The following is a 26,135-nucleotide window of genomic DNA, read 5'->3' as shown; positions in this document are numbered from 1 at the left end:
GCGTATAGTTTGTCAGGTAGCCCAGAGAGCTAGAGGGCTAATTGAAAAAACCATATAAATAATTTCCAATTTACTTAACTATAGAGGAGCCAACCATGGCGTCTATCATCAATCAAGAAATCCCAGAATTTTCAGCAGATGCATACGTAAACGGTGAGTTCAAAACCATCACTTCAGAAGACGTAAAAGGCAACTGGGCGATTTTCCTATTTTACCCAGCTGATTTCACGTTTGTTTGCCCAACTGAGCTAGAAGACATGGCCGCTCATTATGACGAGCTAAAAGGCCTTGGTGTTGAAGTATACTCAGTATCTACTGACACGCATTTCACGCATAAAGCATGGCATGATTCTTCAGAAGCTATCGGTAAAGTACAATACCCAATGATCGGCGATCCTACTGGTAAAATCACTCGTGGCTTTAACGTCATGATTGAAGAAGCAGGTTTGGCTGAGCGCGGTACATTCTTAGTAGATCCTGATGGCTTGATCCAAGTCGCTGAAATCCATGCTGGCGGTATCGGCCGTAGTGCAAAAGACATGCTACGCAAAGTAAAAGCAGCACAGTATGTTCGTGAAAACGACGGCGAAGTTTGCCCAGCAGCTTGGGAACAAGGTGGCGACACATTAAAGCCAAGTCTTGACCTAGTTGGTAAAATCTAAGTAGATATTTCATACTTAGATAAAAGTAGCGCTGTATCTTAAACGTCTGATTTAAGTCAGTGCTACAAATAAAGACCCCATTAACATAAGTTGATGGGGTCTTTTTACGTCTTAAGCATAGATATTGTTAGTATTATTTTTCAGCATATCTCTAAGTATAGACGCAATATTAAGCGCGAGACTGTGCTTTATTTTTATCAATGGTTTTATAAATCTCGTCTTTAAGCTGTAGCTTTCGTCGTTTCATCTGTTCGATTTCTTCGTCGCGACTGGCATGCTTGACCACATCGTTTTCAAGCTTATTGATTTGCCTATCTAGAGTTGTATGCTCGTCAAAGATACTCGCAAAATGCGTGTCCTTTTGCTTGAGCTCATCGATAATATCACTGTGATCTTGCCATGTGTCTGTCATTGTCATGTTGTCATCCTTGTTATTTAGTGCAAGCTTAGGATAAGCGTAAGCACGTTATGGTTAAGACGCTTATGATGGTGAGATTTTTTTTGGAAGGGGTGAAAGTTTAATGGTAATAAAGATAGCTACTTCACGATATTGATAATGCATATTGCTATCAATACCATTCGATTGTAGCGAAAAAATAGACCATGTACCATCACTATCATTTGTTTGTGTATTTGTATTTAATTATTTAAGTTAATAAACGATTGGTTTTATAAAACATAAAGTTTGAGTTTCTCAGCTTGCCGAAACTCGCTAAACGCTTGATAATAGACACATCAAAGGGCAAGAGCCCATTATATATAACCTTTTATACAAAATTATTAACACCAATTATTTTATATTTAGACGTGTAGCATGATAGCTGCCGTTACATATTCAGTCATAATGAGGAACAAACATGATAGATCAGAATTTATTAGATGCCGTTAAGAGCTATAGCGAAAACATGACACGTCCAATTACCTTTGTATTGGGTAATGGTACACATGCAAAACGTGCAGAATTGGTAGATTTTTTGACCAAGATTGCTGGAACAACAGACAAAATCAACTTCGATGCAGAAGCAACTGACGATAGTTTGCCAAGTGCGATTAGTTTTAAAGTAGTCAGTCACATTGATGGCGCATCAAACGACACTGGTATCGTATTCAGCGGTATCCCAGGTGGTCATGAGTTTACGTCGTTGATTTTGGCGATTCTGCAAGCCGGTGGTCATACGCTAAAGTTGGATGAAGGTATCCAAAAGTTAGTTAAGCGCTTTAATAAGCCATTACAGTTCCAGACCTACGTGTCATTGTCATGCCATAGCTGCCCAGAAGTTGTTCAAGCATTGAACCAGTTTGCGCTACTAAACGATGGTATCAGCAATGAGATGATTGATGGTGCATTGTTCCAAGAGCAAGTAGAAGCGAACAAAATCCAAGGCGTACCAGCTGTATTTTTGAACGGTAAACCATTTGCTAATGGCCTAATCGACACCGCTAAATTGATCGGAAAATTGCAAGAGCAGTTCCCTGATTTATTGTCAGAAGTAGAAGATGATGCTGAGCAATTAGAGCAGCAAGACGTCACTATCATCGGTGCTGGCCCTGCAGGTGTGGCCGCTGCCATTTATACAGCGCGTAAAGGCTTAAAAGTTACGATGGTCGCTGACCGTATCGGTGGACAGGTAAAAGACACGCAAGATATCGAAAACTTGATTTCAGTACCGCTAACCAATGGTACAGATTTATCGACCAACTTTGTCAAGCACTTGGCCGAATATAACATTACATTAAAAGAGCATGTGAGTGTTAAAGAAATTGGCGAGACTGAAGAAGAGAACTACAGTATTCACCTAAATACTGGTGAGACTTTTAATACTCGTAGTATTATCTTAGCAACAGGTGCTCAGTGGAGAAAGCTTGGTGTACCGGGTGAAGAAGAAAATATCGGTAAAGGCGTGGCTTTCTGTGCGCATTGTGATGGCCCATTCTTCAAGGGTAAAGACATCTCAGTGATCGGCGGTGGTAACTCAGGCGTTGAAGCAGCATTAGATTTGGCAGGTATCGTCAATCACGTTACTGTACTCGAGTTCGCTGATGAGCTAAAAGCTGACCAAGTATTGATTAATAAAGCCAAAGAAAAAACCAACATTGAGTTCATTACCAGTGCAGCGACGCAAGAGATCAAAGCGACTGATGGTAAAGTATCGTCTATCGTCTACCAAGATCGCAGCACAGGTGAGACTCATGAGCGTGATTTATCAGGGGTGTTTGTACAGATTGGTTTAGTACCAAACACTGGATTCATCAAAGGCTTCGTTGATCTAAACCGCTTTGGTGAGATCGAAATCGATGAGCGCTGCCGTACAGATCGTAAAGGTATCTTTGCTTGTGGTGACGTAACCACCGTACCATTTAAGCAGATTAACATTGCGATGGGTGAAGGTAGTAAAGCAGCATTGTCAGCCTTTGAATACCTAGTCATGCAGTAAGCTGTTCAGTTTAGTTTCAGTACAAAAGGCCACCTCGGTTGAGGTGGTTTTTTTGTGCTATCGCATAAATACGTCTATATAAAAAAATCCTGATAATTAGAAAATAGCCACTTGCGTGAGCCAATAACGTGATTTCATTCAGAAAATATCAGTATTTACGTTACAAATTCGACATTTGCATTACAAACTCGTGTTGTTGATGCAATAATGTATGCAATAAAACCTATCATAGCGTCATGAACTATAAGGAAAATAGGCATGGAATACATTGAAGCTTTTTTTGCCCTAGTCGGGGATCTAACGTGGGGCTGGGCGCTCGTGCCTATGCTAATTATCTTTGGTTTATTATTTACCATCGTAGGTAGGTTCGCTCAGTTTAAATATTTTAAACGTATGTTCCGTGTGTTCAAAACGGATGAAGTAGGAGACGACGGAATTTCTGCTCGTCAGGCGTTGCTCGTTTCTATCGGTGGACGTGTGGGCGGCGGTAACATTGCTGGCGTTGCGGTTGCCATCTCTTTAGGAGGACCGGGAGCGGTATTCTGGATGTGGGTTGTGGCCTTAATTGGCATGATGACCAGTATTGTCGAGTGTAGCTTAGCGCAGCTTTATAAGCGTAGAGACACTGATGGTAACTTTCGCGGTGGCCCTGCGACCTATATTTTACATGGGTTAGGTAAAGACTATCGCTGGCTTGCCGTCATTTATGCGATCTCGCTACTACTGTCTTTTTCTATCGGATTTGTGGCGTTCCAGGGCAACACGGTAGCAGGCTCAGCGCTTGAAAGCTTTGGGATTGACCGCTGGATAACGGGTGTAGTACTGGTGATTGCGGGCGGATTCATTGTCTTTGGCGGTATTCAGCGCATTGCAAAGGTCGCCGACGTTGTCATTCCTGTTATGGCATTAATCTATATTGGTATGGCACTTGTTGTTATATTGCTCAATGTCACAGAGCTGCCTACGTTGATGGTAATGATTGTTAAAAATGCATTTGGTATTGAGTCTGTCGTGGGCGGTGGTATTGGTGTGGCGATTGAGCAAGGTATGAAGCGTGGTTTATTCTCTAATGAAGCAGGTCTAGGTTCTGCGCCTAATATTGCTGCCACCGCTTATGCCACTCATCCTGTGAGTCAAGGTATCTCGCAGTCATTATCTGTATTTATTGATACGATAATCGTATGTAGTGCCACCGCATTTATGATTTTACTGAGCGGCGTATATCAACCAGGTGCTGAAGTCGATGGTATTGTACTGGCACAGCAAGCGTTAACGACTCAGCTTGGGAACTGGGCGCAGTATATTCTGACTATATCGCTATTGTTATTTACACTAAGTTCTATCATGTATAACTACTACATGGGTGAAAATGCCATTAATTTCTTGATCAAAAAGAACATTAAAAAAGCGACCTTGGTTTTACGAATTGTCGTGATGGCGATATTATTCTTGGGCGCAGTGGCTCCTGCCGCTACTACAGTATTCTTCTTCGCTGATCCATTGATGGGCGTGCTAGCGTTAGCAAACTTATTGGCCTTGATAATGTTATTTCCGCGAGCCAAGCGTTTACTTGACGACTTTGCAAGTCAGTTAAAATCAGGGGTTAAAGAGCCGTTATTCGATGCAAAAGAGTATGAAAAGTTAGATCTCGATCTGAGCGCATGGGGTAAAAAAGCGGTAAAAGAGGCATTAGAGCAAAAGCAGTAAAACGTTATGCTCGAAGTCTTATCAAACAAAAAACCACTTTAGCTAAGCTGAAGTGGTTTTTTTATGCAAGATACTATTTATTCGCCAACGACAGACAGTATCTCGCCTGCTTCATCTTCTTCAATAGTTCGAGTTTCTGTCAGTGCTGATTGTTGCCATGCCTGTATGTACGGATGATTTAGCATAGTTTGGCAATACTGCTTGGTCAGTGGCTGCAAAGTAATATTGGACGCATCAGCATAAGTCTGTAATCGTAGCACCACTGGAGCAAAAAACACATCAGCTGCTGTGAAATCTCCGAATAAGAAACTGTCTGCTGAGCGAGTTTTTAAACAATCGGCAAAAATGTCTTCGATACGAGCGATATCTGCTAAGCAAGCACTACTTGGTTGTATCTTAGCCGTTGCTCGTATATTCATCGGCATCTCGTTACGCATGCCTGTCAATCCCGAATGCATCTCAGCCACGATGCTTTGGCAATAGGCGCTATTTATCCTACTTTGATTACTATTACGTTTTTCAGCGTTAGATTTATCATTGCCTGTCCAAATATCAATATCCGTAAAGTACTCATTAACATGAATAGCAATAGCTAAGGTGTCCCAAACGGTTACTTTATTATCTTTTTCACCATAGACTAAAATAGGTACTTTACCTGTTGGTGAATGCGCTTCAAGCGTTGGACGTGCTGATGGATGAAACAACTCAATAAGCTGCTCATCAAAATCAACATTGAATGCTTTGAGCAATAGCCACGCTCGTAGCGACCAAGAGGAGTAGTTTTTATTACCAATAATTAATAGCGGTTTTTGCATCATAGAGTCCTATTAAGCGATAACAGTAGCATTTTATTATGTACTCAATATTGAGTATTGACCAGTCTATAACCCGAGCCATATTTCTATCATTTAAATCCTATTCCAAAAAAACGCCCATCCAATATTTAGACGGGCACTTATTTAGAAGGACGCTTTTTATTTATTACATTCGCTATCATCAGTTCTTGTTTTTAATTAGGAAAATAACAGGCAGCGCAACGACATACATCAGCACACCGTACAAAGCAGCAGGCAGCGCGATGACGGGTAGTGTGCTCACACCCATGATGATAGGGGCTAAGGTAATAGCCGTCGTGCTATTTTGGATACTGGTTTCTATCGAGATGGTTTTGGTATCAAACCAGCTGAGCTTTAGTACTCTAGAGATTAGGATGCTAATAGCAAATAAAATAGCAATGATAAAGACAAGCTCTAAACCAATTTGAGTGAACTGTGATTGTAGTAGTTGCCAGTTAGAGGCAATAGCAGCAAAGACAATTAGTACAAAAAACACGCTGGCCAAGCCGTTTAGAAGACTGCTACGACGTACCATAAAGTCAGTAAATTTGTGGCGAGCAAGCATACCAAGAGACACTGGCAATGTGGTTAATAAGAACATGACTAAGCCAATCTTTATCGCGCTAATAGAGTTCGCCTGATCTTTCATAAAGTGATCAAAAGCCAACGTAATTAAGATAGGCAATGTAATGACCGATAGTATGCTGACCACACCGGTCAACGCGATAGAGAGCGCGACATTTCCTTTGGCATAGTAGGTCAGCATGTTGCTAGTGACGCCGCCGGGGCAAAAGCTAATCAGCATAATCCCAAAAGCAATCGCTGGTGGCGGAGCCGTCACTAGCACGACTGCTAGCGCAACCAACGGTACCAATACAACTTGATTGATTAAGCCGACACAGAACGCTTTTGGATATTTGGCAATGACCTTAAAATCACTAAGTTTTAGCCCTGCTCCTAGAGTGAACATAATGTAGGCAAGGGCTAGTGGCAGTAATGCTAGCGCGGTATTATTCATCAAACATTCCTTGTAAAACTAAATGCCATATCAAGATGGCGTTTTGAAAGTAAATAGCAGCGGGGCAACCTTGGTCACTATACAGCTGCTCACATTCCATGTGTTTTGGTATTTAATCGTCTAGCTAATGAGGTGTCTTAACCACCAAGCTAGATCAAGCCTATCAAATGATAATAGCGGTATTACGCTCGTATAGTAACCCACTTGTCGTGACTATTGAGGTTGGTCGAGGTTGCTGTACAGCTATCGGGAGGTGATTAGGCTGTTTGTGATTAATGACACTTTGAGCGTATTGAGCATAATGATAAGCGCAATAAAAAGCCCACAAGATTCTGTGGGCTAAATACGCTAACTGTCTAGTCTGTTCATGCTGTACTAGTCGTCTAGTAAATCCATTTGCTTAGCTGCTTCATAGATACCGTTTGAGCGGTTACCTGTGCGGCAAAAAATCAGCATTGGCTGCTCAGCTTGATTAAAGAAATCTGCAAACGTTTCGACATGAGTTTGGTTCAGCTCATTACCTGCAAAAGAAATCTCTTTATAAGCAAGTCCAGCTTCTTTGGCTGCTGCTTCGATTTCGGCACTGGTTGGCTGATTTGGCTCTTCACCGTCAGGACGGTTATTGATAATGGTTTTGAAACCATTTTCGGCAATCATAGGCACTTGGTCAGGCGTGATTTGTCCGGTAAAGCTAACTTCATGGCTCATAAGAGCTCCTTGTTTTTATTGGTGTTGTTGGGTTTATAAAACGTGTTAGTTCGAGCGACGGTTATCGTTATAACAGACCTTGCATCAATGCACTTTGGTACAGTAGCTTGGCGCGTGCCCCAGTGCCACAAAACATCAATATAGGCTTGGGCATGGAGTGATAGAAATCGGCAAACTGCTCGACCGTTAGCATACTTAGGCGCTCATCATCAAACGGTAGATGCTGATACGCTAGGTTTGCCTGTTCGGTAGCCGTTGCTAAATCGCAGCTATTAGGCTGTGTCTCAATTTCGGCATCTGGGCGAATATTAAGCACTGAGCGATAACCAAGCTCAGCAATCTTAACGCATTGGCTTGGGTATATTTGCTTATAAATCGTTAAATCATCGGTCATAAAATAGGTTCAGTTATATTTGTTAAAGTATATTTATTATTGATGGTTGGGCTAAGAATATCAAAGGACTATAAATCAGCATTTTTTAGGCCGATTTCTAGGTTAATTGATTCCCTATTTAGTGCGTCTAGCATAACACAGGCGCTACCATAGCGATATTGTGTTGTAGGCGACAATAGTAGTTGAGGTTGAATGAAAACTAATGTTATGGCTGTCGCAGCAATTTTGTTGTGGTCAAAATATAGATTATTTTAATGCATCGACAGCATCTAAAGTACTCAGATAGACTTGCCCTGATAGCTCGCTAATCAATGGGGTGTGACCGATGATGTCCATCACAGGACCTTTGATAAAGCTAAAGTGTAAGCGCTTGTTTTGTAACGCCAACTCGTGGTTTAAGGTACAAAGCATTTCTTGGGCGGTCAGATCTATATGGTTGACGGCAGCCATAATCAATATAATTTCATTGGCATCGGGATATTGCTGCATGGCATTGAGGATGCGTCGATGTACAGATTCACTATTACCAAAGAACAAACTCTCATCGATACGTAACATCAATAAATTGTTAAAAGTTACGACGTCATGGCGATTGATATTACGAAAATGTCCTGTACCGCCCAACTGTCCAACGACAGCCACGTGCGGCTTACTCGACTGCCAGATGAGACTGGCGAATGACACCATTAGACCAATGACCAGCCCCGTGTTTAGCCCAAATATCAGGACACCGACGAACGCTGCCAAAAAGCTAGCACCATCTAAGCGATCGCGCTGCCATGCAGATTTCAACGTCGCGATATCTATCAGGCCAATGATAGAGGCCATGATAGTTGCGCCCAGTAGTGCATAGGGTAGTGGAGCAAGCGCATTGCTGAAGGCTATGAGCGCGGCAATCATTACCAGTACGGTGACGAGACTGGCAAGTGGTGTCTTAGCACCTGAGTCGGCATTGATAGCCGTACGCGAAAAGCCACCCGCAACTGCAAAACTTTGGAACAGTCCACCAGACAGATTGGCCAGACCCAGTCCAGTCAGCTCGCGATTGGCATCAAAACTCTCACCACGCAAGCGAGCATAAGTACTGGCAACTGAACTGCTCGACACGAATACGATCAGTGCCATCAATCCTGCGGTCGGCAAGAGCTTCAGCGCCTCTTGTAGGTCTGAGATATGCGGTAACGTAAAGCTCGGCAGCCCTTGTGGAATACGACCGATGGTCGCTACACCATATGTGCTCCAATGCAGTGCCATACTGAGTACAATAGCGATACCGAGTAGTATAAGCGGGAATAAGCGCTCTGCCCATTTGGCATATGACGATGATAGCCACGTCTGCCATATCCATTCACTTGCATAGCGATTGGCAACCAATAGCGTAAATGCGGTCACACCAATCGCTAAGGTCAATGGATGCAGCTGGCTGGCATAGCGCTGCATAGTAGATAGATACCCAATCAAACTATTGCCAGTGACTGGAATGTCGGTCAGATATTTGAGCTGACTGACAAATATGAGGACCGCTGCACCGCTTACAAATCCTGCGGACACACCGCGACTGATAAACTGCATGATCCAGCCAAGTTTTAACCTGCCTGCTATCCATAGCAGTGCACCTACCATCAGTGCCAATAGGCTGGCCATCAGTGCGTACTGTTCAGTGCCTTGCTCAGCATAAGGCAGTAGACCACTGGCGGTCATGATGGCGGTGATGGCAACGGGACCTACGGCTTGTACGTTGCTAGAGCCGAGCCACGCATAAACGAGGACAGGTACGATCGCTGCATATAGGCCATAGACAGGCGGCAGTCCTGCAAGCACCGCATAACCTAGGCTCTGCGGTATGACCAACACGCCCACCACTATGCCTGCGACGAGATCAGTCGGTAACGCTGAGAGCTGGTATTGACGCAGCCAAGCTGGAATCAGACGAGCGACGATAGAGGACATATCAATCACCACAGTAGATAATACAAATAATTAGGCGAGGGCGGCGTTATTCTGCTTTGGCACAAAAACGTTGATACAGTAGATCGAGTACAGCTAGCGCATCCTCGCTTGCGATACTATAGTAAATTTGCTTACCTTCGCGGCGTGTGGCGACCAGCTCGTCTTTACGCAATATACCCAATTGCTGCGATAAGCTCGGCTGTCCAACCCCGACCAAATCCTCAAGCTCACCGACACAATATTCACCTTGGGTCAATTGACAGAGAAGAAGTAGGCGATCAGGATGCGATAGCGACTTTAGTAGTTGGCTGGCTTGTAGCGATGCTTGCTGCATTTGCTTAGCAAGATCGGCAGGTACTAAATCTGCAGTATCAGATGACCTATCGTCAGTGGTACTGCGAGTAGGTGTACCTTCGGCTGAAATAGAAGTAGTCAGAACAAATTCCTTACATTAGAGGGTAACAAATACCATGATGTTTTGAACAATATATAGTTGATTATCAATGATATCACGCCACATAGCAAGTTATCATTAATTACATTATATAAATTGATAAATTGTATGGTGATTGTTATATTGGTGGCATCAGATAAGTCGTAGGAACGCATTATATACGACTGAATATCATACTTAAGGGTTAATTAAAGATAAAAATCCCTATGACCAAAATATGTATAAATAACTTAATGTATAAATAATTAAAGAGGCCGCCATGCAAGTTCATTCTTTTTTAGACAGCGACACAGAAACTTATACCCACGTACTTGCTGATACTGAGCAAAAATTATGCGCCATTGTCGATCCTGTATTGAACTTCGATGCTAAGTCAGGCAGAACCAATACCAGCAGTGTCGATGAAGTGATTGAGTTTGTACGTGAGCAGGATTGGGCGCTCAAGTACATTATTGAAACCCATGCGCATGCAGATCATTTGTCAGCGGCCATTCATGTAAAAGAAAGCCTTGGCGGAAAGTTAGTCATCGGTCAGCATATCACCGAAGTACAAAAAATCTTTAAGCAAATTTTTAACTTTGACACCAGTTTCCGCACTGATGCCAGCCAGTTTGATATTTTGACAGACGAAGGCGAGACCTTAGAGCTTGGCAACATTACTATCACTGCGATGTATGTACCCGGTCATACGCGTGCCGATATGGCCTATCTAGCCGCTGATGATGAAAAAACAGTGGTATTCGTTGGCGATACGTTGTTTGCGCCTGATGTCGGTACAGCGCGTTGTGATTTCCCGGGCGGTGATGCTAAAACACTCTATCAGTCTATTCAGAAGCTGCTAGCACTCCCTGAAGATACCGTCATGTATTTGTGTCATGATTATCCGAGCAAAGGTCGTCAGCATTGCCCAACGACGACAGTAGCCGCGCAAAAACTAGAAAATATTCATGTCAAAGACAGTATAAACGAAGCAGAGTTTGTGCAGATGCGTGAGCGCCGTGATGCGACTTTAGATATGCCCCGCCTTATCATTCCTGCTGTACAAATCAATATCGATGCCGGACATTTTCCCGAGCCAGAGGACAATGGTACGCGCTATCTAAAAGTACCGATCAATGTCCTTGGTGGATAAGTTAAACAGTGCAATAACTGAAAGTCATTACCTGATGCAGCTCTACGTAAGTATCGTATGATTGATATCTATAAGAATGCTAACCTGTAGACTGTCCGTTTTTAGATACTGTGTATGACCAACTGCAAGCGCTAAAGGCGGCAATAACTGGAGAGAACAATGAACCCTTACGAGCGCTATGTGTTGCCAAAGATGATAGATATTGCCTGTAGTACGGGCAATGTCATGAAAGCACGTTCCAAAATTGTTCCGCAAGCGCTCGGTAAGGTGTTGGAGATTGGCATTGGCAGCGGTTTGAATTTGCAGTTTTATGATGCTAATAAAGTCTCTTCTATTATCGGTGTGGATCCAGCAGCTCAGATGCAGTCGCTGGCTCGTGAGCGTGCAGCTGACATTGGCATTCCGGTTGAAGTGATAGCTGTCGATGTACAAGGTATTCATGCTGATACAGATCAATTTGATACGATTGTAATGACTTTTACCTTGTGCAGTATTGATGACCCAGTAGCCGCGCTCCGAGAAATGGCGCGCGTGCTAAGACCTAGCGGTCGCTTACTATTTTGTGAGCACGGACTGGCACCAGATTCTTCTGTTGAGCGTTGGCAGCATCGATTGACGCCTTTTTGGAAGCCTATAGCAGGTGGGTGTCATTTAAATCGCGATATTCCGGCGCTTATTAGAGAAGGTGGTTTTGCTATTGATGAGTTGAGCGAAGCGTATTTGCCCGGTCCACGGCCGATGAGCTATGTGTATAGCGGTGTGGCACAGAAACTCGCATAAAGGATAAGCCCAATTAACTATGCTAAAATTATTCATGTAATCAATCAACGCAACGACGACTACAGCTATAACTACAGCAAGCAACGTAAATAGCCTTTAGATAAGAGCGTTCATGAACAGTATTTGAAATAACAAAATAATTATAATAGGAATTAAATAATGAGTGAGCAAAGTTTTCATCTAGTATGCCCACATTGCCAAGCAACCAATCGTGTACCTGCTGCACGATTAAGCGCTGCGCCAAAATGCGGTAAATGTGGTCAGCCATTATTGACTGCCAGTCCACATGAGCTAAATGCGCAAACAGCTAATAAGGTTATCCAAAAGAACGATGTACTGACTATCGTGGATTTTTGGGCGAGCTGGTGTCAGCCTTGCATCATGATGGCGCCAGAGTTCAAGAGCGCTGCTAGCCAATTGCCACAGGTGGTCTTTGCCAAGGTACAAACGGATAAATACGAGCAGGCAGCCGCTCCTTACAATATTCGCAGCTTGCCAACGATGGTTGCTTTTAGAAACGGTAAAGAAGTGGCGCGACAATCAGGCGCGCTACCAAGTCATCAAATCATTCAGTGGGTACAAAGCTTACAGTCTTAGTATTAGTCAGGCTAGATTATTTTTTCTCCAAGCTATCTAAACGCTCATGTTTTCTTATAAAAAACCGTAGCAATAAAAAAGACAATATGCGATCTGCATATTGGCTTTTTTTCTATTTCATGTACTATTTTATGGTGTCATACACTATTTTACGGTATCAGGCACTATCTTAGTCGTGCAGATAGCATTGCAATTTCTTAAGCTTACTCACCATAAATCTTGATACCATTGGCAAAGCTACAACGCTGAATGCGGGCAGATTGGACAATTGCATCACGCTCACCGTAGAGACGCGATAATTTTGCATCACGTGCTTTGGTATTGTTACTTTTGCCTAGACCAAAGCTGATATTCGGCGAGATACCCCAGCGTCCTGCAGAGACACCAACACCGACGCCTGATGCCGATAGGGTAGACTGCTCATTGCGTGCCGCTTCGACATAGCGGTTGACACGAGTATACTCTTGGCCAAGTGCTTGGCAATTATAATTTTGATAAGTACTTGGCGGTACATATTGCGGGGTGATGTTACCAGTAGAGGCACAGCCTGAGAGCGCAAAAATGCCAGCTAGTAGTGTCGCTGTCGTAAACGTTTTCATAATGGCTCCAGTGGCTAAGTGATTGTATTTATATCTATTTAAGATAGCAAAAATAGCGCAATTAAGATATTGAAAATCCATCGATGATTAAAAATTTTCGCATCATATCATCAACACATCGACAGCTTTCTAAAACGGTTGCTTATTAAAATAGAAAATCGCCTATTAAAATAAGTTTGCTGGCTTGGCAAAGGCAAGTATCACGATACCAATATAGGCAACGGCAGCGATAAGAATGCCTGTTTTTCTTTGCACAGGTGTCGCATCAACCTTAAACGCTTTAATGCTTGAACTAATAGCAGCGATCAGTAAGATAATTTTGGCAAACACCCACTGTACAGGAGCGTTGGCACCCATCAATTGCATTAGCATCATTGCACCTGACAGGATAAGCAGGGCATAGATAATATGCGTGGCTATTTTGACCACACGTGGTGCGCGGCGGTCTGCGCTGAGTACTAAGTAACTTTGATATAAAAATAGCACAACAGTCAGCGCTGCCATCAGCATATGTAGATGTTTCATTGAATATTGCTCCCTCTAAAACTGCATTATATAGGCTAATTTAAAATATGTAGTTGCGATGCAAACATAATCGGCTATTTGTTTTGACCGGCACATAATGGACTCGCAGGGCTTTGACCTTGCCATTCTGTCGGAGTATAGGCATGGATAGCGAGGGCATGTACTTGGCCGCCTTGTGAAGTGAGTAAAGGCGTGACTAAGCCATATATCAGCTGATGACGCCCGACCAGTCTTTTGCCGTCAAATGCATCGCTAACGATAGTGAGCTTAAAGTGGCTTTCTTTACCTTCAAAGTAACCGGCATGAGACATTGACTCATTAATCAGTTCGATATGCTGCGGCGCAAGCGCCTGTAATTCGGCATGAAGTGCGTCGGCAGTAGGTGTGGTATTCATAACAATCCTTCAATGTATTTTGCGCAATTTGATTGAGCAATCTGCAAATAATATTTATCGGCATTATAACAGACACGGTAAGTGGTATAGCGTGCGATTGCCAAATCGATCAACTGCAAACCCTGCTGATTACAGTGCTTATCAACTACAGTGCTTATCAACTGCAATGCTTATCAACTGCAATACTTGCCAATTATAAAACCTGCAATATCTGGCTATAACTAAAAAAGCAAAGCACAACACTTTGGCTGTACTTTGCTTCTCTGATATCTAAACACGCATTGATAAAGCGTAAAGGTAGATAATTAGCTACTTATTAGCGGCGCGACTGTTGATATAGAGGCGTAACTTTTGGCATCAATGACTGTAACTCTGCGATACGGCTGCTGCTCGTTGGATGAGTGCTAAGGAACTGTGGTGGCTCACCCTGGCTTGCTTTTTGCATTTTTTGCCATAGGGTAACAGCCGCCTGAGGGTTATAACCTGCACGTGCCATCAGCTCAAGACCAATCTGATCAGCTTCGCTTTCTTGAGTGCGACTGTGGGGTAGGCTCAAGCCTAAATTACCAGCAGTACCAGCTAACTCAGCCTGTCCTTGTGATAAACCAAATATACTGGCGGCCAGACCGATACCAGTTTGGGTTGCATACTCACGTGACAGACGCTCACGTGAATGCTCACGCAATGCATGAGAGATTTCATGACCCATAATGGCAGCAATCTCATCATCAGTAAGGTTCAGACGATCGATGATGCCTGAATAGAACATAATCTTACCACCCGGCACCACAAATGCATTTAGATCGTTAGACTTGATGGTGTGTACTTCCCATTGCCACTTGGCTGCATCTGCGCGATAGACGCCAACTTGACCAACCAAACGGTTCGCAATATTTTTTAAGCGGTTTAGCTGAGCGGTGTTGGTATCTAGCACACCTTTTGATTTTGCGTCTTGTATTGTTTTGGCATAGCTTTGGGCAGATAGCGCCAATACTTGCTCACTAGACACTAATAGCAACTGCTGACGATCAACACCAACCGCGCCAGTACTGGTCGTACTGGTACAGCCAGTCAAGGTCAGGGCTGACAACGAAGCGGCCATTACCGTCGTACTCAATAACTTCTTCATAAAAATATCCTCTCTATAAGATGGAAAAACATAAAGCCAAACAAGTTAAAAAACAGTGCAGCAGATGAGGGAGCCGTGTTTATTAATCTTTTAGTAGTGCTTATTCATCTGCTTAAACAGTAAAAGTCTACCTTAACTGCCATTGGACATAAGTATAATAATGTTAACCACCTAAAACCAAGATAGGAAAAGTAACAATAAAGCGTATGATTGTAAGTGCGATATCTTTTTATTAGAGTGAAAATAGTAAGTTTTTACTTTATCGATTGTCTTATGACCAATATAAAGCTGAAGGGAGTAGAGCCTAGGCTTAAAGTTCTATAATTAACGTGAAATATTTTTAATTCAATTAAAATTAATTCCTGTTTTTAAATCAATTGCTTATGTTTGTTTATCCGATAAAAAGGGCATTTAGCTAAAAATATTAGAAATAAATTCTAAAAAAGGTGTTGACACCCACAGAATATTTGCTAAAATAGCCAGCCTATCGAGACGGAGTAGTTGTTAACAACGCTACGGATTGATACTAAGCGGGAATAGCTCAGTGGTAGAGCATAACCTTGCCAAGGTTGGGGTCGAGAGTTCGAATCTCTTTTCCCGCTCCAAATATGGCTTGAAAAAGCGCAAAAAGCCTCACTTCACAGTGAGGCTTTTTTTTATGTGTAAAATCTGTCCTAAGTCAGCTAATAGCGAAAACATAGAAATCAAAAACTAAAGCTAACTATCAGCAAGACAGAGATTATCGATATTGAAGAATAGATGCGCACCCCGAATACCTGAGCAAACTAAACCTATAGCAACATAAGGGCATCCAATGCCACCAAAACCCCTCACATTAATCAGTGCCAAGCTCGCCTTTATCATATCCGCCATCGTCATCGGTATCATGGGTATCACCATGATCGGCTTTGGCTGGGTGCCACATCTGTCTCTTATCTTGGCTATCTGTGTGCTACTGGCTATCGGTATGTATAAAGGGCTCAGCTTTGATGACATGCAAGCGCAAATGGCCTCAGGTGTCATGCGCGGTATTGGTGCCATCTACCTATTCTTCTTTATTGGACTGATGGTTGCGGCTTTGATGATGTCGGGTGCGATTCCTACACTCATGTATGTAGGTTTTCAGCTTATCTCACCTGAGTACTATTATATCTCTGCCTTTATCTTGACCTCTATTATCGGTATTGCCCTAGGTAGTAGTTTGACGACTGCAGCTACTTTGGGCGTGGCGTTTATTGGTATGAGTAATGCGTTTGATGCCAATGTGGCGATAGCAGCGGGGGCTGTAGTGTCAGGCGCGTTCTTCGGTGATAAGATGTCGCCATTGTCTGATACGTGCACCATTGCGTCTTCAGTAGTCGGTATCGATCTGTTTGAGCACATTCGCAATATGATGTACACGACCGTACCTGCGTGGATATTGACGGTGATCTTGTTTTGGATGTTCTCAGGACAGACGACTAGTGCTGATTTGAGTCAAGTGACCATACTACAAGGTCAGCTGATAGACAGCGGTCTGGTACATGGGTATTCGGTACTGCCCTTTATGGTATTGGTTGGGTTAGCCCTGTTTCGGGTCAATGCGATTTATACGATTATTTGTACTATTGCTGCGGCACTGATCATTACTTATGTACATAGCTCACCAAGCTTTGGTCAATTGGGTGGGTATCTGTTTGCAGGCTATGCCCCTGCTGAGTCATTAGAGCTAGGGGAAGTAGGTGGTATGCTGTCACGTGGTGGTGTACAGAGTATGTTCTTTACCCAGGCGATTGTGATACTAGCCCTAAGCTTAGGTGGTCTATTAACGGCACTAGGTATTCTGCCAGCACTGCTATCTGGTATTAAGGATACATTGACGACATCAGGACGAGCTATCTTTGCGGCAGCGATGTCGGCACTAAGCATTAACGTGCTGATCGGTGAGCAGTACTTGAGTATCTTGTTGTCAGGTACAGCATTTCGATCAACGTTTGAGCGCTTGAATTTACATCCGAAGAATTTGTCTCGGACGATTGAGGATGCAGGAACGGTGATTAATCCATTAGTGCCTTGGAGTGTGTGCGGGGTATTTATTAGTCAGGCGCTAGGGGTGCCAGTATTAGACTACTTGCCTTATGCGTTTTTCTGTTATTTGTCATTACTGCTGACACTGCTATTCGGGTTCACGGGGCTGACGATTAGTAAAGTGAAAGAAGGGACGGCGCCCCAAAATCAATAGCAATTGATATCGTTAAGGATAATAAGAGTGTTGATTAATACTGATCCCAGTACGGATTATCACCGAATTGCTCGGCAATAAAATCAATCAAGTAACGACAACGCTGCGACAAAAAACGATTCTTTGGATAAACAGCATAAGCGGTTAGGGTTGGCAATTGATAGTGTTGGAAGACAGGTACCAGCTCGCCCAGCGCCAGTTGTTTATAAGCAATAAAAGTCGGCACAAAGGTAATGCCATGTCCTTTGACTGCCAAATCTACTAAGAACTCACCATTGGTGGCTTTGATTTTGGCATCTATCGTACGATGATGACTTCTGCCTTCAGTATCCACCAAGTTTATACTATTGGTTTGACCGAGACTGTATTGCAAAAGCGCATGGTTGTCTAAATCGTCTAGCGTCTCAGGCATGCCCATTCTTGCCAAATAATCGGGACTGGCGCAAATCACACAACGAATCAATGCCAATTTTTTTGCTTGATAGCTAGAATCTTGTAGCTCGCCGATTCGAATAGCCAACTCATAGCCTTCTTCAATCAAATCGATACGTCGGTCAGAAAAATCCAGATCGAATCTCAGATTGGGATGTTTATTGGCGTATTTATCAATCACATCGTTCAGATGCATGAGTCCAAAGGACAACGGCGCTGTCATTTTTAGCGTACCTTCAATACGCATGGGAGCGTCAGTAGCATGCTCATTGACAGCGTCAACCGCACGCAAGATATTATTCACTTGCTGATAATATTGCTCACCAGCTTGCGTCAACTTAGATTGGCGGGTAGTACGGCTGATTAGTTGACTGCCTAAACGCTCTTCCAATTCTTTAAGTCGGCGGCTGACGGCTGATTTTGCAATATTTAACTGCTCAGCAGCTTTAGTAATACTACCTGCCTCAACAATGCGTACAAACATCGCCATGTCTTCTAATTGACCCATTATCGATGCCTCATGATTGTTCTTACACCAAGAACTTATATTTGTGATTATTGCTGTTTATCCCATGCTAGTCAACGCCTATAATCGCGCTATTCTCTACTTAGAGACAGGATTAAACACACTTTTGGAGCATTATTATGGACAAGTTACAGCAATTTAGCGCACCGCTCGGTCGTCTATTATTATCAATCATTTTCATCTTTGCAGGCATTGGTAAAATCACAGATTATGCGACTACTCAAGGCTATATGGAGTCAGTAGGTGTGCCTGGTATGTTACTACCATTGGTAATCGCGTTTGAGGTACTAGGTGGTATCGCTGTCTTGCTAGGTTATAAAGCTCGCCCAATCGCTTTCTTGTTCGCCGGGTTTAGCATCGTGTCAGCTATTCTTTTTCATCAGTTCTGGGTTGATGAATCACAGATGATCTCATTTATGAAAAACATTTCGATCGCAGGTGGGTTTTTGATGATTTTTGCTCATGGTGCGGGTGCTTACTCAATAGACAATAAGCGATAAACAATCAGTAACTGATCTACCTCTTATACGCTTACGAAGAACAATCATGAATGGGTACTTTTAAATAAAAACAGTCATGAACATTTTCACAGAACATTTCAACAGCAGACAGTTTTTTATATAAACATAACTTAAAGTAATTTATATAAAGTTAGCTGTGCTAATATATGTAAAAAATCTATATTACGTTAAAACCGCTCTGATTGTTCTATAAAAAAGAATAGTTAATTGCATTTAGTGTTGTTTATCTATGTAGAATTAATAATTATAATAAGCCTATTGTTTAAATAGATTAATCGATAATAAGTATATAGAGGATTAATCTGTTGATAGCTAAGGATAAATAATGAAAACAATCTATCATGCAGCAGACTCACGTGGCGATGCCAATCATGGCTGGCTTAAAAGCAGGCATACCTTTAGCTTTGCCAATTATCATAATCCTGAGCGTGTGGGGTTTGGTGCCTTACGCGTTATTAATGATGATTTTGTCATTGGCGGTCAAGGGTTTGGCAAACACTCGCACCGTAACATGGAGATTATCAGTATTCCTCTATCCGGCAAGCTCGCTCATGGCGATAGTATCGGCAACGAGGGCGTCATAGAAACTGGTGAGATTCAAGTGATGTCAGCGGGTACAGGCATTACCCATAGTGAAATGAATGGTGACGATGCAGAGGCTGTGAGGTTTTTGCAGATTTGGGTGATACCAAACAAAATGGATGTCGCACCGCGTTATCAGCAGGTACATATGGGCGATATCATGCGACCTAACGAGCTTAGCCAAGTGCTGTCACCTAATGCCGATGATGCAGGTGTTTGGATTCATCAAGATGCTTGGTTTAGCATGGGTGGTTTTGACGAAGGTATATCGCAAACTTATCAGTTAAATGACTCTAACAACGGTGTCTACGTATTTGTCATCAGTGGTGAAGTCGTGATAGATGGCCAAGTCCTGTCTATTCGTGACGGCCTTTGCATTTGGGATATTCAGAGCTTTATGATGGACGCAACAGTAGCTAGCCGTGTGCTAGTGATGGAAGTACCGCTATTTATGTAGTCAAGAACAAAGCTCTTTATCAATTAAAGCATTTATATCAATAACCATTAACGCTAAAAATTATTTTTATTAATAACTATTTTACTAACAACATGGAGAAACACTATGTCAGATTTAACAACACTACAGCAGCTTGCAGAGAAACGTCGTTCTATCTATGCGCTAAGCAACCAACTGCCAGTAGCTAACGACGAAATCGTGAAAATAGTTGAGCATGCTATTTTGCACACGCCATCGTCGTTTAACTCGCAATCAACGCGTATCGTTGTATTGTTCGGCGATGACCATCGCAAGTTGTGGGATATGACCGAAGATACATTGCGCGAAATCGTTGGTGACGAAGAGAAGTTCAAATCGACTAAAGAGCGTGTCAATGGTTTCCGTAACGGAGCTGGTACGGTGCTGTTTTTTGAAGATCAAGCAGTCGTTAGAGGCATGCAAGAAGCAGCGCCACTATATGCTGACAACTTCCCAATCTGGGCAAGTCAAACCAGCGCCATGCATCAGTATGTTATCTGGACGGCACTAGCCAGTATCGATGTTGGCGCAAACTTACAGCACTACAATCCAGTAATCGATCAAAAAGTAGCCAGCGCTTGGGATATCGACAAAGACTGGACGCTAAATGCACAATTGGTATTTGGAACGATTGAGCAGCCAGCGGGAGAAAAAGCATTTAAGCCAGTCGAAGAGCGTATGAAAGTGTTTGGTGCGTAAGATAGAGTAGTCTATTCTATATAACCCCAAAAGCTTAATAGTCCCAAAATATCAATATTCCTAAAAGCTTACGTAAAAAAAGCGCCACTCAGTAATATCTGGGTGGCGTTTTTTTATTGGCGACATTCTTTTGTTGAGGGTGAGAATTGTAGATTTTATCGAATAGCCTACAGCTAAGCTAAATTCCTGCAGAAATTACGCAGAGATTAACGACTATTTACGTTGCATCAAACTGTTAGCGACCCATGCTGGACCGATTAATAAAAACTGTAAATCTTTAAAGAAAGAAGGTTTTTTACCTTCGATTTTATGCCCAATGAACTGGCCAATCCATGCAACGACAAATACCGCTGCCCACGCTTTAAAGCCCCATGGCATCGCTGCCATCACTGATAGACAAATAAGAATAAACATTCCCATTGCTAAAAACAGTGGCGTAGATAAACGCATATAAAACAGTAATACCAGTGCGCTTAGTACTAAGGTAAACCATACGGATAGCGACATGCCCATGCCTAACAGGCTGACAAAAATGGTTGGCACACATAACCAATGGATTTTTTTATTGACCAAGTTTTGGTGACTGACAGAGTACTCACTAAGCCACTGCTCTAGCGTACGTTTAGACATTTTGGGTTGACGAGACATACTAACCTCCCTGTTAGTAAATAAGATAAGTAACTGATACTAGCTAATGGACTCGCTACTGATCTCAGTATGAATATGATTGTTAATATCAGTTGTAGCACTAATTGCGCCTGTCTACCATGTTATCTGATAGACGGCACAGTCAAGTTCACTCGTACTATTGATACTATATCAGCAAGATTTTATTCAAACTCCCAAGGGTTCTTTTCTACAAGAAACACATTATCCTTGCTCGCTGCGATGCCATTCATAAAGGCCGATAAAGGCGTTTACTTGATACACCATAGTCTGAATAGCAAAGATATAGTTACCAGACATCAGATTCACAATGAGCCAGACGAAGTTGACGATAATCCATAACCACCAATTAAATGAATAACGCAGAATCATAGCTGCTTGAGCGGTAATAGAAAGCACAAAGGCAATCACATTAATCCAAAAGAAAGAGATAAATCCCAAAAACAGACTACTATCATCCTGTACGACCGCATAACCATAGCTTGCTAATAAGTCATTTACCGTAGGAAAAAGGGCAAGACCAATGATAATGAATGCAGCAGTGATTAACCAGACAGCTTTACTCGCTGACTTGGGTATCATGTCGCCATCAGGGTCAGTATGCTTCGACCAATAAAAGATACCGTAAACATGGGTAAAAAAGTTAAATAGTGGAGCAAGCATCAAACCTACTGCGCCAGACGTTGCCTGTACGATGACTTCGCCTGCCGTTGCCCCCATACCAAAGCCATTGCCCATGACGTTTTTGCGGAATGATAGCGAGACTACGCAGACCAAACCAATGAACGAGACTGCTAAATAAAACCAATCAAGCGTGGTATGGTCTGTCGTGAGCCAAAAACCCGCAGATAAGGCAATGACACCGCAAATAAACCAAATGATAATCCATTGCATCGCCCATTTTCCGGTGATGTTGTCCAATAGCTGAATACGCATCGCTTTTCCCCTAAAGTAAATACTGATATCAATATAGTGCTAACTACCATGTGCTAGTTAAATAACGTGTGCTAGTGAATAAATTATTATAAATATGCTCAGTACAGTTTATGATTTTTTGCCATAGATATATTGATCAATCAATAACAATGCCTGCTGATAGCGAGCATCATAGTCGGGCTGATCGATCATATGCGGCGTAATATTGTGACGCGCGAAAATATCTATCAGACGCTGCTCAAAGCGTCCACGTGCTTCAGGCGTACCCAAAGATCGCATACCATCGTCAACCCATGGCGTATTATTGTCTAGCATGATGGTGTGGTCTAAACGAAACTCATCAATACAAGCAGCCACAAAAGGGTGTGTGCGACCCTCGTATTCTTCACAAAATGCTTGCGTAGTGACAAAGTCAGTATCAACGATGGTGATAGGGGCAGTTGCATTGGCTTTAGCTTCTCGGATTGCCTCAGCATGATCAAGACAAATAGGGCCATAATCACTGTACTGTAGTCCAACCTCGCTACCACCCAAATCCGTACCGACATATAGGCGACCCATCTCTAGAGCAAAGCTGGCACCATAATAATTGGCAAGCTTATGGACTAGCGTTGTCTTACCTGAGCTTTCACCGCCGACGATAGCGACAGTCTTGGTATAGTCGGCGCGGGCTTGCGGATGAAGTGCTAACCAATGTGCAACGGGATCACGCGCAATCGCATAAGAGTCAAATTCGAGCTGTAACGGCGTAGTAACGACTGGCAAAAGCAGTTGCTCTTGTATGTCATTGCGAGTGAGCGGATGGTTGTCCGCCATAAACAATACAGTCTCTGCTGACAGTGATAATGCGTCTATTAAACGTTGCAATTTGGCATTACTAGCAGCGACATCGATACTGACATCATCACTGGCACTATACAGATGTTCGTGCAGCGGTAGCTCGATCTCATGAGTAGTATGAATATGAATAAATGGCAAGTCGGCACAGGCCATCTGTAGCCAGCGCGCTTTGTCTTGTAAGGTGATAGTAAAATCTGGATGAGGCGATGGATGCGCCATAATGACGATATGTAAGGTTTTGGCTTGTCCTGCTGCATCCAATATGCTGCGCATCTGCCCTAAGTGCAGGGGCTCGAAATGTCCAATCATCAATCCAGTGTCGTACATAGTTATCCTTATTATTTTTTATTTTAATCTTAGGGCGTGTCTTCAATTCACTCGATAGTTATCTAAATGGGCTAAAAACAGCTAAATTTTGCCAAACATCGTCAAATCGCTGGTTAATATCCCGATATTATCTGCACTATTTTCCTCGTTTGACGGCAATTTATCTCATTTTTATCACCATTTTTGAAATGAAGACACGCCCTAGTGTTCCATGTCTATTCCAAAAAATATGGCTGATGCTGTCTAAGTTAAATGATCCAAAGTAGACATTTATTAAGAACAGTAATACCAACCACGTTCTTTACTTCTAGTATTCTTCGTAAAGGTATTTTTATCTAATAGTTGAGCAGTGTCCTAGTTTTCATAGTAGAACGTCTGAAATCTGAGTTACGTATCAGCATAGTATACTTATCAGCATGGTATAAAGGTTTTGGATGATTTGCAGGTGGGTTATTGTAAAAACATGGTATATCGCACGTACATGGAATCGCACGTTTTCTAATTGAGGGTTCTTTTAATCGAGTAAACTTGGTCAGCTAAAATATTATTCAGACTATCAAAAGTTTCACTCGATTTTAGCGTTATAAAGCGAGCTTATCTCTTTGATTAAATTAAAAATAACAAGATACGTGAAGCGAGATTGCAAGGTTATAGCAACAAAGATGATTTTGAAACATTTTGAAATAACTATTTAAAATCAGGGGCTTGCATGGTGCTATGACAGATTAGGGTAAGCTTGAGTAGCATAAACTCACAAAGTACTGCTATACCTTCAACAGATAAATCCTGAATTATTGATATACTGATTCGTAAGTTAGCAAAGCAAGATAATGTTTTAGCTAAATACGTAAAAAAATCAGAAAAATAGAATAAAAAAATAAATAAGAATAGAAAATAGAGAGGTATTTGATTTGGCTAAGTTAGCAAAATTACATCGCTCACCAAACAATCGCATGATAGCAGGTGTGATGGGTGGCATTGCAGAATATGCTGGTTGGTCGCCAACATGGGTGAGAGTATTATTCGTCATTATCTCATCGTTAAGCGCAGCAGTACCAGGCATTTTGATTTATATCATCCTATGGATAATTATGCCAAAAGCCAATAGTCAGTCTTATCAATAATAGGAGCCTGATAGTTATTTTTAAAATTAGCTTTTTTAAAATTAGGTTTTCTGAACCAGTTAAAGAGTTAAGTTTAAGTTAGACGTAGTTGCTAAAAACAGTAGACCTCCAAAAAATAAAAAGCCTGATCAATCAGGATGCCCAAGATACAATTTTCCTCCTGCCCGAATGCTAGCGCATTTGGGTATTTTTTTATTCATTATATTAATGCGAATTCTATGATGATTTGCCTGAAATTACGCTATACAACCGAGGTTTTATGCTCACTATGCAAATTTAGTTGATGTAAATATGGATAAAATAGTCAATTTTTAGTAAGGTGAGCAGGCAGATAGAGTCGTTGCCGAATAGGTCGCGCGAGCGCTATCAGAGATTTATTTAATAATACTCATTTCACAGTGGCTTTACTATGAAAACCGAAACTATGACATCCCAAGCGATAAACCCGATGACCCAAGATAAAGACTCTCAACCGATGACTTTTCAAGATTTAATCTTAACTTTGCAAAATTATTGGGCCGATAAAGGCTGCGTTGTATTGCAGCCCTACGACATGGAGGTCGGTGCAGGTACTTTTCATACCGCGACGTTTTTACGCTCATTAGGTCCTGAGCGCTGGAATGCGGCCTATGTACAGCCATCACGTCGTCCTACTGACGGGCGCTATGGTGATAACCCGAACCGTTTGCAGCATTATTATCAGTTCCAGGTCGTATTAAAGCCAAACCCACCGAACATCCAAGAGCTGTATTTGGACTCACTACGAGCCATTGGTATTGATCCATTGGTGCATGATGTGCGTTTTGTAGAAGACAACTGGGAATCGCCAACACTTGGTGCGTGGGGATTGGGCTGGGAGATCTGGTTAAACGGTATGGAGGTCACGCAGTTCACGTACTTCCAGCAGGTCGGCGGTATTGAATGTTTCCCAGTCACTGGCGAAATCACGTACGGACTTGAGCGCTTGGCTATGTATGTACAGGGCGTCGATAGCGTTTATGATTTGGTCTGGGCAGATGGTGAGTTTGGCCGTGTCACATATGGCGATGTCTTTCATCAAAACGAAGTCGAGCAGTCTACCTACAACTTTGAGCACGCTGATGTGCCAATGATGGGTGAGATGTTTGATTTTTATGAGCAACAAGCAGACAAATTGGTCGATGCAGGATTGCCATTGCCAGCTTATGAGATGGTATTAAAAGCATCTCATGCGTTTAACTTGCTTGATGCACGCGGCGCTATTTCAGTGACTGAGCGTCAGCGTTTTATCCTACGTGTGCGTACGCTTGCTCGTAAGGTTGCCTTTGGTTATGTCGAAGCTCGTGCCAAATTGGGCTTCCCATTGGCTGATGAAGAGCATCGCCAAGCCGCGCTTGATAAGTATTTGCCAAAAGAAGACGTGTCAAAAGACAGCTTGGCAAAAGAAAATACTGACACTAACCAATCTACTAACGATAAATAGGAG

At 42.5% G+C, this 26,135-nt stretch carries 27 protein-coding genes and 1 tRNA gene; 13 read left to right on the top strand and 15 right to left on the bottom strand.

Annotated elements, in window-relative coordinates; all coding sequences use genetic code 11:
- The first annotated feature begins 95 nt into the window (after positions 1 to 95).
- Positions 96 to 662: an alkyl hydroperoxide reductase subunit C gene (gene ahpC / locus JMX63_RS02570; RefSeq protein ID WP_057761534.1), complete on the top strand. Its 567-nt coding sequence runs from the start codon at positions 96 to 98 to the stop codon at positions 660 to 662.
- Between the two features lie 169 nt (positions 663 to 831).
- Here the strand turns inward: ahpC and JMX63_RS02565 are convergent, their stop codons facing one another.
- Positions 832 to 1,080, bottom strand: coding sequence for a YdcH family protein (locus tag JMX63_RS02565; protein ID WP_057761532.1), 249 nt, complete (start codon positions 1,078 to 1,080; stop codon positions 832 to 834).
- Between the two features lie 439 nt (positions 1,081 to 1,519).
- Here JMX63_RS02565 and ahpF point away from each other — a divergent pair, with 439 nt between their 5' ends.
- Both ahpF and JMX63_RS02555 read left to right on the top strand, forming a co-directional pair.
- Entirely contained in the window at positions 1,520 to 3,097 is a 1,578-nt protein-coding gene (gene ahpF, locus JMX63_RS02560; RefSeq protein ID WP_201570685.1) for an alkyl hydroperoxide reductase subunit F, read from the top strand.
- Positions 3,098 to 3,355: 258 nt separating this feature from the next.
- Complete coding sequence (locus JMX63_RS02555) at positions 3,356 to 4,804, top strand: alanine/glycine:cation symporter family protein (protein WP_102091846.1); 1,449 nt, start codon at positions 3,356 to 3,358, stop codon at positions 4,802 to 4,804.
- A gap of 77 nt (positions 4,805 to 4,881) precedes the next feature.
- Here JMX63_RS02555 and JMX63_RS02550 read toward each other — a convergent pair whose 3' ends face one another.
- The 6 genes from JMX63_RS02550 to JMX63_RS02525 form a co-directional block, all read right to left on the bottom strand.
- Positions 4,882 to 5,619, bottom strand: coding sequence for a glutathione S-transferase family protein (locus JMX63_RS02550; RefSeq protein ID WP_102091847.1), 738 nt, complete (start codon positions 5,617 to 5,619; stop codon positions 4,882 to 4,884).
- 181 nt (positions 5,620 to 5,800) lie between these two features.
- Positions 5,801 to 6,658 (bottom strand): bile acid:sodium symporter family protein, encoded by an 858-nt coding sequence (locus JMX63_RS02545; RefSeq protein WP_102091848.1) that lies wholly within the window; start codon positions 6,656 to 6,658, stop codon positions 5,801 to 5,803.
- 375 nt (positions 6,659 to 7,033) lie between these two features.
- The gene (locus JMX63_RS02540; protein WP_057761521.1) at positions 7,034 to 7,366 is read right to left on the bottom strand and encodes a TIGR01244 family sulfur transferase; all 333 of its coding nucleotides are present in this window, start codon (positions 7,364 to 7,366) and stop codon (positions 7,034 to 7,036) included.
- A gap of 67 nt (positions 7,367 to 7,433) precedes the next feature.
- Positions 7,434 to 7,760, bottom strand: coding sequence for a beta-lactamase hydrolase domain-containing protein (locus JMX63_RS02535; RefSeq protein ID WP_057761519.1), 327 nt, complete (start codon positions 7,758 to 7,760; stop codon positions 7,434 to 7,436).
- 246 nt (positions 7,761 to 8,006) lie between these two features.
- Positions 8,007 to 9,710, bottom strand: coding sequence for a SulP family inorganic anion transporter (locus tag JMX63_RS02530; protein ID WP_201570684.1), 1,704 nt, complete (start codon positions 9,708 to 9,710; stop codon positions 8,007 to 8,009).
- A gap of 46 nt (positions 9,711 to 9,756) precedes the next feature.
- On the bottom strand, positions 9,757 to 10,044 hold the full coding sequence (locus JMX63_RS02525; RefSeq protein WP_057761516.1) for an ArsR/SmtB family transcription factor: 288 nt from the start codon (positions 10,042 to 10,044) through the stop codon (positions 9,757 to 9,759).
- A gap of 379 nt (positions 10,045 to 10,423) precedes the next feature.
- Between JMX63_RS02525 and JMX63_RS02520 the strand changes: the two genes are divergently transcribed.
- The 3 genes from JMX63_RS02520 (at position 10,424) to trxC (ending at position 12,673) form a co-directional block, all read left to right on the top strand.
- A complete protein-coding gene (locus tag JMX63_RS02520; protein WP_201570682.1) occupies positions 10,424 to 11,296 on the top strand; it encodes an MBL fold metallo-hydrolase in 873 nt (290 codons plus the stop codon).
- Positions 11,297 to 11,455: 159 nt separating this feature from the next.
- Positions 11,456 to 12,076: a class I SAM-dependent methyltransferase gene (locus tag JMX63_RS02515; protein ID WP_102091851.1), complete on the top strand. Its 621-nt coding sequence runs from the start codon at positions 11,456 to 11,458 to the stop codon at positions 12,074 to 12,076.
- A gap of 159 nt (positions 12,077 to 12,235) precedes the next feature.
- Positions 12,236 to 12,673 (top strand): thioredoxin TrxC, encoded by a 438-nt coding sequence (gene trxC, locus JMX63_RS02510; protein ID WP_102091852.1) that lies wholly within the window; start codon positions 12,236 to 12,238, stop codon positions 12,671 to 12,673.
- A gap of 203 nt (positions 12,674 to 12,876) precedes the next feature.
- Here trxC and JMX63_RS02505 read toward each other — a convergent pair whose 3' ends face one another.
- The 4 genes from JMX63_RS02505 to JMX63_RS02490 all read right to left on the bottom strand — a co-directional run bounded on the left by JMX63_RS02505 (position 12,877) and on the right by JMX63_RS02490 (position 15,321).
- Positions 12,877 to 13,272, bottom strand: coding sequence for a hypothetical protein (locus JMX63_RS02505; protein WP_102091853.1), 396 nt, complete (start codon positions 13,270 to 13,272; stop codon positions 12,877 to 12,879).
- 165 nt (positions 13,273 to 13,437) lie between these two features.
- Positions 13,438 to 13,797, bottom strand: coding sequence for a SirB2 family protein (locus JMX63_RS02500; protein ID WP_101205742.1), 360 nt, complete (start codon positions 13,795 to 13,797; stop codon positions 13,438 to 13,440).
- Positions 13,798 to 13,871: 74 nt separating this feature from the next.
- On the bottom strand, positions 13,872 to 14,192 hold the full coding sequence (locus tag JMX63_RS02495) for a BolA family protein (protein ID WP_201570681.1): 321 nt from the start codon (positions 14,190 to 14,192) through the stop codon (positions 13,872 to 13,874).
- Between the two features lie 316 nt (positions 14,193 to 14,508).
- A complete protein-coding gene (locus tag JMX63_RS02490) occupies positions 14,509 to 15,321 on the bottom strand; it encodes a M48 family metallopeptidase (protein ID WP_102091855.1) in 813 nt (270 codons plus the stop codon).
- A gap of 530 nt (positions 15,322 to 15,851) precedes the next feature.
- On the opposite strand from JMX63_RS02490, the gene JMX63_RS02485 reads away from it, so the two are divergent.
- Positions 15,852 to 15,926, top strand: a tRNA-Gly gene (locus JMX63_RS02485).
- Positions 15,927 to 16,135: 209 nt separating this feature from the next.
- Positions 16,136 to 17,542 carry a Na+/H+ antiporter NhaC family protein gene (locus tag JMX63_RS02480; protein WP_201570679.1) on the top strand — a complete coding sequence of 469 codons (1,407 nt, stop codon included), beginning with the start codon at positions 16,136 to 16,138 and terminating at the stop codon, positions 17,540 to 17,542.
- Between the two features lie 34 nt (positions 17,543 to 17,576).
- Here JMX63_RS02480 and JMX63_RS02475 read toward each other — a convergent pair whose 3' ends face one another.
- The gene (locus tag JMX63_RS02475; RefSeq protein ID WP_101205745.1) at positions 17,577 to 18,482 is read right to left on the bottom strand and encodes a LysR family transcriptional regulator; all 906 of its coding nucleotides are present in this window, start codon (positions 18,480 to 18,482) and stop codon (positions 17,577 to 17,579) included.
- Between the two features lie 137 nt (positions 18,483 to 18,619).
- Here JMX63_RS02475 and JMX63_RS02470 point away from each other — a divergent pair, with 137 nt between their 5' ends.
- The 3 genes from JMX63_RS02470 (at position 18,620) to JMX63_RS02460 (ending at position 20,777) form a co-directional block, all read left to right on the top strand.
- Positions 18,620 to 19,000 carry a DoxX family protein gene (locus tag JMX63_RS02470; RefSeq protein WP_102091857.1) on the top strand — a complete coding sequence of 127 codons (381 nt, stop codon included), beginning with the start codon at positions 18,620 to 18,622 and terminating at the stop codon, positions 18,998 to 19,000.
- Positions 19,001 to 19,346: 346 nt separating this feature from the next.
- The gene (locus JMX63_RS02465; RefSeq protein WP_102091858.1) at positions 19,347 to 20,060 is read left to right on the top strand and encodes a pirin family protein; all 714 of its coding nucleotides are present in this window, start codon (positions 19,347 to 19,349) and stop codon (positions 20,058 to 20,060) included.
- 105 nt (positions 20,061 to 20,165) lie between these two features.
- Complete coding sequence (locus tag JMX63_RS02460) at positions 20,166 to 20,777, top strand: nitroreductase family protein (RefSeq protein WP_057761493.1); 612 nt, start codon at positions 20,166 to 20,168, stop codon at positions 20,775 to 20,777.
- A 213-nt stretch (positions 20,778 to 20,990) separates the two neighbouring features.
- Here the strand turns inward: JMX63_RS02460 and JMX63_RS02455 are convergent, their stop codons facing one another.
- From JMX63_RS02455 to nadR, 3 genes are all read right to left on the bottom strand, one after another.
- The gene (locus JMX63_RS02455) at positions 20,991 to 21,425 is read right to left on the bottom strand and encodes an Mpo1 family 2-hydroxy fatty acid dioxygenase (RefSeq protein WP_102091859.1); all 435 of its coding nucleotides are present in this window, start codon (positions 21,423 to 21,425) and stop codon (positions 20,991 to 20,993) included.
- Between the two features lie 222 nt (positions 21,426 to 21,647).
- Entirely contained in the window at positions 21,648 to 22,379 is a 732-nt protein-coding gene (pnuC, locus tag JMX63_RS02450; RefSeq protein WP_101205749.1) for a nicotinamide riboside transporter PnuC, read from the bottom strand.
- 108 nt (positions 22,380 to 22,487) lie between these two features.
- Entirely contained in the window at positions 22,488 to 23,546 is a 1,059-nt protein-coding gene (gene nadR, locus JMX63_RS02445) for a multifunctional transcriptional regulator/nicotinamide-nucleotide adenylyltransferase/ribosylnicotinamide kinase NadR (RefSeq protein ID WP_201570677.1), read from the bottom strand.
- A 911-nt stretch (positions 23,547 to 24,457) separates the two neighbouring features.
- On the opposite strand from nadR, the gene JMX63_RS02440 reads away from it, so the two are divergent.
- On the top strand, positions 24,458 to 24,670 hold the full coding sequence (locus tag JMX63_RS02440) for a PspC domain-containing protein (RefSeq protein WP_057761485.1): 213 nt from the start codon (positions 24,458 to 24,460) through the stop codon (positions 24,668 to 24,670).
- A gap of 475 nt (positions 24,671 to 25,145) precedes the next feature.
- On the top strand, positions 25,146 to 26,132 hold the full coding sequence (gene glyQ, locus JMX63_RS02435; protein WP_180952677.1) for a glycine--tRNA ligase subunit alpha: 987 nt from the start codon (positions 25,146 to 25,148) through the stop codon (positions 26,130 to 26,132).
- The last annotated feature ends 3 nt before the right edge of the window (positions 26,133 to 26,135 follow it).

It is taken from the genome of Psychrobacter nivimaris (assembly GCF_904846365.1).
Classification (GTDB): Bacteria; Pseudomonadota; Gammaproteobacteria; order Pseudomonadales; family Moraxellaceae; genus Psychrobacter; species Psychrobacter nivimaris_B.
This window is presented reverse-complemented; position numbering and strand designations above follow the sequence as displayed.